This window comes from uncultured Corynebacterium sp., from assembly GCF_937999985.1.
Taxonomy (GTDB): domain Bacteria; phylum Actinomycetota; class Actinomycetes; order Mycobacteriales; family Mycobacteriaceae; genus Corynebacterium.
The window spans coordinates 1-10040 of the sequence record NZ_CALLDG010000057.1 but is presented as its reverse complement, the minus strand read 5'-3'; the positions used below and the strand labels follow the sequence as shown (position 1 = coordinate 10040).

The following is a 10040-nucleotide window of genomic DNA, read 5'->3' as shown; positions in this document are numbered from 1 at the left end:
ACTCTCCTGGGGCGCGCAGATCGCCAACACCGTGCTCACCACGCTGACCGGCGAACGGCTGATTTTCACCCTGCGCAACCGACTGTTCCGCCACATCACGGGGATGGATCTTCTGTGGTTCCACCGCCAGTCGAGTGGCAGGATCATGACTCGCCTGACGACGGACATCGACTCTCTGTCCAGCTTCCTGCAGTCTGGACTTTCCCAAACAATCGTGTCCGCCACCCTGGCTTTAGGCATCCTCGGAATGCTTATCGGCACTGACCTCAAGCTGGCCGGAATAGTCGCGCTGTTCCTGCCAGTCATCGTCGTTGCCACGGTGGCGTTCCGCCTGATTTCCCGCCGCCTTTACACTCGAGCCAGAAGTCAGATCAGCCAGGTCAATGCCACCTTCCAAGAAGCTCTCATGGGACTCCCCACTGGCCAGGCCTTCGGCTATGGCGCTGCCCTGGAGACCCGCCTGGACAAAGAATCCCGCGAATACCTCCGCCTGCGCACCCATTCGCAAACGGCGGTGAGCCTGTACTTCCCCGGTATAAACCTTCTCACCCAACTCGCGCAGGCCGCGATACTCAGTGCAGGCGGAGCCCTCGTTGCCAATGGCCAGACCACAGAGGGCGCGCTGGTGGCATTCAGCCTCTACCTGACGATGCTCTTCGGCCCGATCCAACAGCTTTCCCAGGTATTCGATCAGTTCCAGCAAGCTAGCGTCAGCGTCTCCCGGATCCGCGGACTGCTTAACGAACGTCCAGCCGTTACCGCGCCAGCCGACGCAGCGCTGCCCGCCTTCGTGAAGGGTCCGGCGATTCGGTGTGAGGACGTCAAATATAAATACAGAAACAATAAACACGTCGAGCCGACCCTAGACATCGACCACACTTTCCGCGGCACCACGGCGGTGGTCGGCGCAACGGGCGCGGGCAAGAGCACTTTACTGCGGCTGGTAAACCGGTTCATGGATCCCACGGAAGGGACGGTACAAGCAAACGGAACGGACATTCGGAGTTTCGACGTACGCGGATGGCGGCGCTGCATCGGCACCGTGCCGCAGGAGCCACATCTGTTTGCCGGAACCGTGGCCGAGAACATCGCTTACGGCGCGGACGACGCAAGCCACACGGATCTGGCTAAAGTGCAGGCGGCAGTCGAGCGAATCGGCGGCGAGAGGATCCTGCAGACAATCCCCGGCGGGCTCAGCGCCCACATCTCCCCCGGAACGAGCACACTCTCGGCCGGACAGAAGCACATGATCGCGCTGGCAAGGGCGGAATACATCCGACCAGCAATCATGTTGTTGGACGAAGCGACGGCCAACATCAGCGACGACGAAGAGGCTCAGATCGTCGAAGCGATCAACCGCGTAACTCGCAACCGCACCGCGCTCATCGTCGCGCACCGGCTACGCACCGCCGCCCGGGCCGACACAATCGTCGTGATGGATCACGGCCGTATCGTCGAAATTGGCGAACATAACAACCTACTACAAAACGGCGGGCCATATGCCGAATTGTGGAATGCCGCCCCAAGGCCAACAACGGGTTTGTAGTAGTGTGGAACGACGAGACTTAAAGTCATAAAGGAAAGAGGCGAGGACCTGCTGTGAGCAGCGCAAATTTCGGTCAAAACGAGTGGCTGGTCGATTTGATGTACCAGCAGTACAAGGAAGACCCAAAGTCTGTCGACGCTGAATGGCGCGATTACTTTGAGAAAAATTCCTCTCCAGTAAGTCCGTCGGGCAACACCCAGGCTGCGGCGGGCAACGGAGCACAGAAGACCACGGGCGGCCAAAGCTCCACCAAGAACACCGTCACCCCCAACCGGGATACGGCGGCGGACGGCAAGCAGCCTAAGGGTTCTGCATCCCAGAACCAGGACAGCAGCGTTAAGCCCACCCCGAAGCGCACCCCTCCGCCTGCTCCGAAGCAGCCGGTAGAAGCGCCAGAACCCGGCGAGTCCCCCATTAGAGGCGCCGCCAAGGCCGTAGTTAAGAACATGGACGCTTCCCTGGAGATCCCGACGGCTACGTCCGTGCGCGATATGCCGGCGAAGCTGATGTTCGAAAACCGTGCGATGGTCAACGAGACCCTGCGTGCGCGCGGCGGCGGCAAGATTAGCTTTACTCACATCATCGGCTACGCCCTGGTGCAGGCAGTCAAGGCCCACCCGGATATGAACAACTCCTACGAGGTTGTCGACGGCAAGCCGACGCTCGTTACCCCGGAGCACATCAACCTGGGCCTGGCTATCGACATGGTGGGCAAGAACGGTCAGCGTTCCCTGGTGGTTGCCGCCATCAAGGAAGCCGAGAACATGTCCTTCGGCGAGTTCGTGGAAAAGTACGAGGACGTTGTTCACCGCGGCCGCGAAGGCAAGCTGACGATGGACGACTTCACCGGCGTGACCATCTCCCTGACCAACCCGGGCGGCATCGGCACCCGCCACTCCGTGCCGCGCCTGACAAAGGGCCAGGGCGCCATCATCGGCGTGGGCTCCATGGACTACCCCGCCGAGTTCGCGGGCGCATCCGAGGATCGCCTGGGCGAGATGGGCATCGGCAAGCTGGTGACCATCACCTCCACTTATGACCACCGCATCATCCAGGGTGCAGAGTCCGGCGAGTTCCTGCGCACCATGAGCCGCCTGCTGATCAACGACGAGTTCTGGGACGAGATCTTCCACGCCATGCGCGTGCCCTACGCTCCGACCCGTTGGAGCCAGGATCTGCCGAACATCGGCGTAGACAAGTCCACCCGCGTAATGCAGCTGATCGAGGCCTACCGCTCCCGCGGCCACCTGATCGCCAACATCAACCCGCTGCAGTGGACCCAGCCGGGTCTACCTATCCCGGACCACTCCGACCTGGACATCGAGTCCCACGGCCTGACCCTCTGGGACTTCGACCGCACCTTCCACGTCGGTGGTTTCGCTGGCCGCGAGACCATGACGCTGCGTGAGGTTCTTGCCCACCTGCGCAAGGCCTACACCCTCAAGGTTGGCTCGGAGTACACCCACATTCTGGACGCCGAAGAGCGCACCTGGCTGCAGGAGCGCATCGAGGCTGGACAGGAGGGATTCAGCACGGCACAGCAGAAGTACATCCTGCAGAAGTTGAACTCCGCTGAGGCTTTCGAGAACTTCCTGCAGACCAAGTACGTCGGCCAGAAGCGCTTCTCCCTGGAGGGCGCTGAGACCCTGATCCCGATGATGGATGCTGCTATCGACCGCGCTGCCGACGCAGCTCTGGACGAGGTCGTCATCGGCATGCCGCACCGTGGCCGCCTGAATGTGCTGGCCAACATCGTGGGTAAGCCCTACGCACAGATCTTCACCGAGTTCGAGGGCAACATCGATCCGGGTGCGGCTGGCGGTTCGGGCGACGTGAAGTACCACCTGGGCCAAGAGGGCCACTACCACCAGATGTTCGGCGACAACGAGATCGACGTCTACCTGGCTGCCAACCCCTCCCACCTGGAGGCCGTGAACCCGGTCATGGAGGGCATCGCCCGCGCTAAGCAGGATCAGCTGCACGAGAAGCACACCGTCATGCCGCTGCTGCTGCACGGCGACGCTGCCTTCACTGGCCTGGGTATCGTGCAGGAGACCATCAACCTGGCTCGCCTGGAGCCCTACGAGGTCGGCGGTACCGTCCACATCATCGTGAACAACCAGATCGGCTTCACCACCACCCCAGATGCCGGTCGTTCCACCCACTACGCCACCGATCTGGCGAAGGGCTTTGACAGCCCGGTGTTCCACGTCAACGGCGACGACCCAGAGGCAGTCGTGTGGGTCGCACACCTGGCTGTGGATTACCGCAACCGCTTCGGCAAGGACGTATTCATCGACCTGGTTACCTACCGCCGTCGCGGCCACAACGAGGCCGACGATCCGTCGATGACCCAGCCGCTGATGTACAAGCTGATTGGTGATACGAAGAGCTCCCGTGATCAGTACACCGAGACCCTGCTGGGCCGCGGCGACCTGACCGAGGAAGACATCGAGCGCGTCCAGCGCGACTTCCACGAGCAGCTGGAGACCGTGTTCACCCAGGTACGCGAGGCCGAGAAGGGCGCCAAGCCGAAGGAGCAGAGCGGCATTACCGGTTCCCAGGAGCTGCCGCGTGGCCTGGATACCTCTGTGGATCGCGAGCTCATCGAGCACATCGGCGACCTGTTTGCCGATGTTCCTGATCACATCACCCCGCACCCGCGCGTAAAGCCGGTGATCAAGCGCCGCAAGGAAATGTCCCGCAACGGCAAGATCGACTGGGGCTTCGCCGAACTGCTGGCCTTCGGCTCCCTGGTTGACGGTGGCAAACTGGTGCGCCTGGTTGGTGAGGATTCCCTGCGCGGTACCTTCACCCAGCGCCACGCTATCCTCTTCGACCACGACGACCACGACCGCTACAGCCCGCTGGAGGAGCTCGCACGCGAGTCCGGTAAGGGCGGCGGCTTCGAGGCCTACAACTCCGCTCTGACCGAGTACGCGGGCATGGGCTTCGAGTACGGCTACTCCGTGGGTAACCCGGATGCCCTGGTGGCTTGGGAGGCTCAGTTCGGCGACTTCGCCAACGGCGCCCAGACCATCATCGACGAATACGTCTCCTCCGGCGAGGCCAAGTGGGGTCAGATTTCCTCCCTGGTTCTGTTGCTGCCGCACGGCTACGAGGGTCAGGGGCCGGACCACTCCTCCGCCCGCATCGAGCGTTTCCTGCAGATGTCCGCTGAGGGCTCCTGGACCATCGCCCAACCGTCCACCCCGGCGAACTACTTCCACCTGCTGCGCCGCCACGCTCTGGGCTCCCTGAAGCGCCCGCTGGTCGTCTTTACCCCGAAGTCGATGCTGCGCAACAAGATGGCTGTCTCCTCCGTGGAGGACTTCACCGAGGTGAAGAAGTTCCAGTCCGTGATCGACGATCCGAACCAGAACGGCAAGAACGAAAACGTCAAGACCGTCCTGATGTGCTCGGGCAAGATCTACTGGGATCTGGAGAAGAAGCGTCAGGCAGACGGGCGCGACGATGTGGCCATCGTCCGTGTGGAGATGCTGCACCCGATTCCGTTCAACCGCATCAAGGATGCGCTGGATAACTACCCGAACGCCGAGGTGCGCTGGGTTCAGGACGAGCCGGCCAACCAGGGCCCGTGGCCGTTCCTGGCTCTGCAGCTGCCGGAGCACATCCCGGGTATCCAGCTGAAGCGCGTGTCCCGCCGTGCACAGTCCTCCACCGCCACCGGCGTTGCGAAGGTGCACCAGCTGGAGCAGAAGCAGCTGCTGGAGGAAGCTTTCGAGTAAAGCGCTCCCCCGCCAGGCGTTAGCCCGGCGCTAGCACCCAAGCAAGGCAAGAGCCCGCCACGAACCTCCAAGGTTCACGTGGCGGGCTCTTTCGCGCTGCGCGCCTCATACAGCCGCAGACAGCGGCTGCTTCTAGGCCCCGTGCATCTCCATCGACGTCCCCTGCGTGACGGAGTTCAACTGTCGGATTTCATCGCGTCCGACCACCCGCTTCGCGTACAACACCACTGCGTTTTGCGGTAGCGAACTATCCGAGCAGGGGGTGGCATCCCCGGGCAAACTCGTGCCAACCTCCTGCGGCAGGGAACTCAGCAGTTCGTCGTAGACGAGGGCTTTCTCATCCACCTCTTCCCCGCCGGCGCCTTCCCCGCTGCCTGCCTTCTTCAGTTCCTGTCGCAGCTCCTTCGCCCGGTTGCGGTCTAGCAGGTCCAGCAGCTCCCCCGTACAGCCGAAGGTAACGTTGATTTCCCCGGTGCGCAGCTGCCGTACCCGCTGATCCGCTGGTACCATCTCTCGCTCCCCCTTGCGATCCTCTTCATTGAGCTCTCGCACCAGGTAGCGCGCGAAAGCATCGGCGTAGCGCTCGGGCATAGGTGCGTCGTCTACTGGCTTCTCCGGCACCCCAATCAGGAAGGGCTCGGGCTGTTCTTCGGCACAGGCCGTCAGGCCGCCGATGGCTGCCAGGCAGGTTGCTGTCGCTATTATTGACGCCACGTCTCGCCCGCCCAGCATTCGCATCTCTCTCGTGCCCCTTTGTTCGCCGTACGCTATCCAAACGCCTTCTAACTCGCCACATTCTACCCCGAAGGGGCTATGAAGTAACCTAAGTACCCATGAGTACTAGTCGTGTTTATGCAGGACGTTTGGCTGGCCTTGTTGTTCTGGGACCAGACGGCGAGTCCGTCGGCCGTGTCCGCGATGTCGTCATAACCATCCACGGCGACAATGCGACTGCCTTGGGCTTGGTGGTGGAGATTGCGAACAAACGCAAGATCTTCCTCCCGATGCTCCGCATCGCAACGATCACCGGCACGGACATCACCACCACGTCTAGTTCCGTGAACCTGCGCCCCTTTAAGTCCCGCTCTGCAGAGCTAACAATCTTCGAGGACCTCATTGGTTCGAAGGTGCACACGGACGATCCAGCACACGAGGAACTGCATGGCAAGGCAGTGGAGATCACGGACGTGGAGCTCACCCGTAGTCGTCGCCGTGAATGGAAAATCCGCAATCTGGCTGTGACTCAGCGCAGCCGCCTGGGCCGCAAGACATCAATCGACGTCATCCCTATCGAACACATCCAGGGTCTCCACGCCTCGGGCACGGGCGCGGTGAACCAGGATGCGGAGCTGATTGCCTCGTTCCAGCAGATGCGCAACGCCGACGTGGCGAACGCCCTGGTGGAGATGGACGATGCGCGACGCAACAAGATCGCCTCCGAGCTGGACGATGAACGTCTAGCGGACGTGCTGGCGGAGATGCCGGACGACGACCAGGCGGCGATCCTTGAACACCTGAACATCGAACGCGCCGCGGACGTCCTAGAGGAGATGGATCCGGACGACGCCGCCGATATTCTGGCCGAGCTGCCGGAGGACACCTCGGACGTCCTACTGGAGCTAATGGATCCCGAGGAGTCGGAGCCCGTCCGTCGTCTCATGGATTTCTCGCCCGAGACTGTGGGTGCGCTAATGACGCCCGAGCCGATCATTTTGACGCCCCAGGCCACCGTCGCCGAAGCTCTCGCCCACGCGCGCAACCCAGAACTGCCGACATCCCTGTCCTCCCTGGTCTTTGTTGTGCGTCCTCCCCAGGCCACCCCAACGGGCAAATACCTGGGCTGTGTCCACCTGCAGAAGTTGCTGCGGGAGCCCCCGTCCTCCCTGATCGGCGGCATCCTGGATCTGGAGCTGCCGGCGCTGTTCGCCGAAGACAGTCAGGAGACCGCGGCGCGTTATTTCGCGACATACAACCTGGTGTGCGGCCCAGTGCTGGACCACGACCAGCACCTGCTGGGCGCCGTGAGCGTCGATGACCTGCTGGACCACATGCTGCCGGAGGACTGGCGTGAGGAAGACTGGCGTGTGGATTCTCCGGCCACGACTACAGCGCCGAACACGCCAGCAACGCCAGATGTGAAGGAGGTATAGGCACACCATGGCTCGCAAGTTTTCCCGCGCGGATCTCGATACACCAACCGATGCCACGCGCCAGAAAAAGAAGTTCAACCTGGATGGCGATGGTGTAGGCCGCGTTGCCGAGAACATCGCCCGCTTCCTGGGAACCGGCAAGTACCTCTTCTATCAGACCGTCATCGTGGTCGCCTGGATCGCCCTGAACCTGGGCGGCATGTGGTGGAATTGGGATCCCTACCCGTTCATCCTGCTGAACCTCGCCTTCTCCACCCAAGCGGCTTACGCCGCGCCGCTGATTCTGTTGGCACAAAACCGCCAGGATGACCGCGACCGCGTCAGCTTGGATGAAGACCGTCGCCGCGCCGCGGAAACCAAGGCCGATACGGAGTTCCTGGCCCGCGAGGTCGCGAGCGTGCGCATTGCGGTGGGCGAAACCGTCACTCGCGATTACCTGCGCCGCGAGCTGGAGGAGCTCAACGACATTCTGCAGCGCATCGACGACAAGATCGACGACTCCCGCCGCGATGAAGAAGCCCGCGGGGATGCGCGCGAGGACTAGCCCGGCACCCGCAGACGAGGCCAAATTAGCGTCTCGCCGGTCGTTCGATAGACTGAAACCCATCATGTCCCAAGTCACTGAATCCGCTGTACGCAGCGCGCTATCCCGCGTAGAGGATCCTGAACTAAACCGCACGATCACGGATCTCGGCATGGTAAAGTCCATCGACATCAACGGTCGTGATGTCGCCGTGGAGATCTACCTGACGATCGCCGGCTGCCCGATGAAAAACCACCTGACGGAGAAGACGCGCGAGGCCGCGGCGTCCGTCGAAGGCGTGGAGAACGTCACGGTCACCACCGACGTGATGAGCGACGAGCAGCGCCGTAATATCCGCCAGATGGTGCGCGGAGACTCGGCCGACCCGGTGATCCCCTTTGCCCAGGCCGATTCCACCACTCGAGTATTTGCAGTCGCCTCCGGTAAGGGCGGCGTGGGCAAGTCCAGCGTTACCGTGAACCTGGCTGTCGCGTTGCAGAAGCGTGGCCTGAAGGTCGGCGTGATCGACGCCGACATTTACGGCCACTCCGTCCCTGGTCTCATGGGCTCCACGGATAAGCCACACCAGGTGGACGAGATGATCATGCCGCTGCAGGCGCACGGCGTGAAGCTGATCTCCATCGGCCACTTCATCGGCGATAACTCCCCCGTCGTGTGGCGTGGCCCGATGCTGCACCGCGCGATCCAGCAGTTCCTGGCAGATGTTTTCTGGGGCGACCTGGACATCCTGCTGCTGGACCTGCCCCCGGGCACCGGCGACGTGGCGATCTCGGTGGCGCAGCTGGTGCCGAATGCCGAGCTGCTTATCGTCACCACCCCGCAGGCCGCCGCAGCAGAGGTTGCGGAGCGTGCCGGCTCGATTTCCCAGCAGACCCGCCAGCGTATCGGCGGCGTGATCGAGAACATGAGCTGGATGGACATGCCGGATGGCTCCCGCATGGAGGTATTCGGCTCCGGTGGCGGTCAGTTCGTCGCCGACCGCCTGTCCCAGATCACTGGCGCTAAGGTGCCGCTGATGGGCCAGATCCCGCTGGATCCGAACCTGCGCGTCGGCGGCGACCTGGGCAACCCAATTGTGCTGTCCGAGCCGAACTCGCCGGCCACAATCGCCTTCGGTGGAATCGCCGATCAGCTGGCGGTACGCCGTAGTTCACTGGCAGGTAAGTCGCTGAACCTCGGCGTCACAAAGAAATAGGCGAAGCAGAAGGAAAACCCGAGCAAAGAGCCTAGGTCACGTCCTCCCACCCGTAGCCGGGTGCGGAGGGCTTTTCTTTAGCTGCGTCCGGGTTCCCCGCGTCACCCGTCAGCTGCTCGGCGGCTTCGGCGACTGGGGAATCGAGGCTAGAGCGGGACTCGCCTGCGTTGGACTGCTGAGTCACGGCAATGCCGCCGTTGTCCGCGCTACCACTGGCAGGGGCGGGCTGGGACTGCGCGGAACTCTTGTTCTTGTCGGCTTTGAGGGACTCGCGCAGGTTCGGCTTGCGCACCGTATCGACGGTGTCCTTCACGTCCTGCTTCGTCTCGTTGAAGGAGGTTAGGAAGCTATCGTCGTCATCCAGAAGCGTCTTGGTGATGAAGCCCTTCGCGCCCATCTGGCGCACCGAGTTGAGCTCTTGCAGCGGCTTAGAAAACTCTCGGAAGTCCTCCCCTAGCTCCCCGTCGATCTGCTCCTTTGCCTGCGATACGGCCTTACGCACCGCCAGCAACATCGCGCGAACCTCCTTGATAAGCCCCGGCAGGCGTTCCGGGCCGATCAGGAATAACGCAACGATCAAGAGTACGAGGACTTCGCCCCAACCTACATTGGAAAACACCTGTCTAACCTAACTTACTCCGTAGAGACTTTCACTTTACTTGCCGAGGAAGGGGAGCTTCCGCAGCAGCAGATCTACGCGGTCGAGGAGAGTTTCGGGGCGGCGGCAGCCATCGACGGAGAAGCGATGCGGGGACTCGTCTTCGTCGCACTCATCCGGAATACGCTGCAGCTTTTCCATCAGTCCGCCGGGGGTGTGCACCGCCGAGGCGTGCTCCCGCAGACGGTGAGCCGCACT

7 protein-coding genes and 1 pseudogene are annotated in these 10040 nt (G+C 62.3%); 5 read left to right on the top strand and 3 right to left on the bottom strand.

Features of this window, described 5'->3' with window-relative positions; translation table 11 throughout:
- Both Q0331_RS02660 and Q0331_RS02655 read left to right on the top strand, forming a co-directional pair.
- Positions 1-1546: ABC transporter ATP-binding protein (locus Q0331_RS02660; protein WP_298074642.1), on the top strand; the 1546-nt coding region annotated here is incomplete at its 5' end.
- Between the two features lie 53 nt (positions 1547-1599).
- Complete coding sequence (locus tag Q0331_RS02655) at positions 1600-5295, top strand: multifunctional oxoglutarate decarboxylase/oxoglutarate dehydrogenase thiamine pyrophosphate-binding subunit/dihydrolipoyllysine-residue succinyltransferase subunit (RefSeq protein WP_298074640.1); 3696 nt, start codon at positions 1600-1602, stop codon at positions 5293-5295.
- A 132-nt stretch (positions 5296-5427) separates the two neighbouring features.
- On the opposite strand, the gene Q0331_RS02650 is transcribed toward Q0331_RS02655, so the two are convergent.
- Entirely contained in the window at positions 5428-6027 is a 600-nt protein-coding gene (locus Q0331_RS02650) for a hypothetical protein (RefSeq protein ID WP_298074637.1), read from the bottom strand.
- Positions 6028-6128: 101 nt separating this feature from the next.
- Here Q0331_RS02650 and Q0331_RS02645 point away from each other — a divergent pair, with 101 nt between their 5' ends.
- The 3 genes from Q0331_RS02645 (at position 6129) to Q0331_RS02635 (ending at position 9184) form a co-directional block, all read left to right on the top strand.
- The gene (locus tag Q0331_RS02645) at positions 6129-7445 is read left to right on the top strand and encodes a magnesium transporter MgtE N-terminal domain-containing protein (RefSeq protein WP_298074635.1); all 1317 of its coding nucleotides are present in this window, start codon (positions 6129-6131) and stop codon (positions 7443-7445) included.
- 7 nt (positions 7446-7452) lie between these two features.
- The gene (locus Q0331_RS02640; protein WP_070488151.1) at positions 7453-7989 is read left to right on the top strand and encodes a DUF1003 domain-containing protein; all 537 of its coding nucleotides are present in this window, start codon (positions 7453-7455) and stop codon (positions 7987-7989) included.
- Positions 7990-8053: 64 nt separating this feature from the next.
- Positions 8054-9184, top strand: coding sequence for an Mrp/NBP35 family ATP-binding protein (locus tag Q0331_RS02635; protein WP_298074632.1), 1131 nt, complete (start codon positions 8054-8056; stop codon positions 9182-9184).
- Positions 9185-9215: 31 nt separating this feature from the next.
- Here the strand turns inward: Q0331_RS02635 and tatB are convergent, their stop codons facing one another.
- Positions 9216-9803, bottom strand: a complete 588-nt coding sequence (gene tatB / locus Q0331_RS02630) for a Sec-independent protein translocase subunit TatB (RefSeq protein WP_298074629.1) — start codon at positions 9801-9803, stop codon at positions 9216-9218.
- 36 nt (positions 9804-9839) lie between these two features.
- A pseudogene (locus tag Q0331_RS02625) lies at positions 9840-10040 on the bottom strand (anti-sigma factor); the annotation flags it as partial.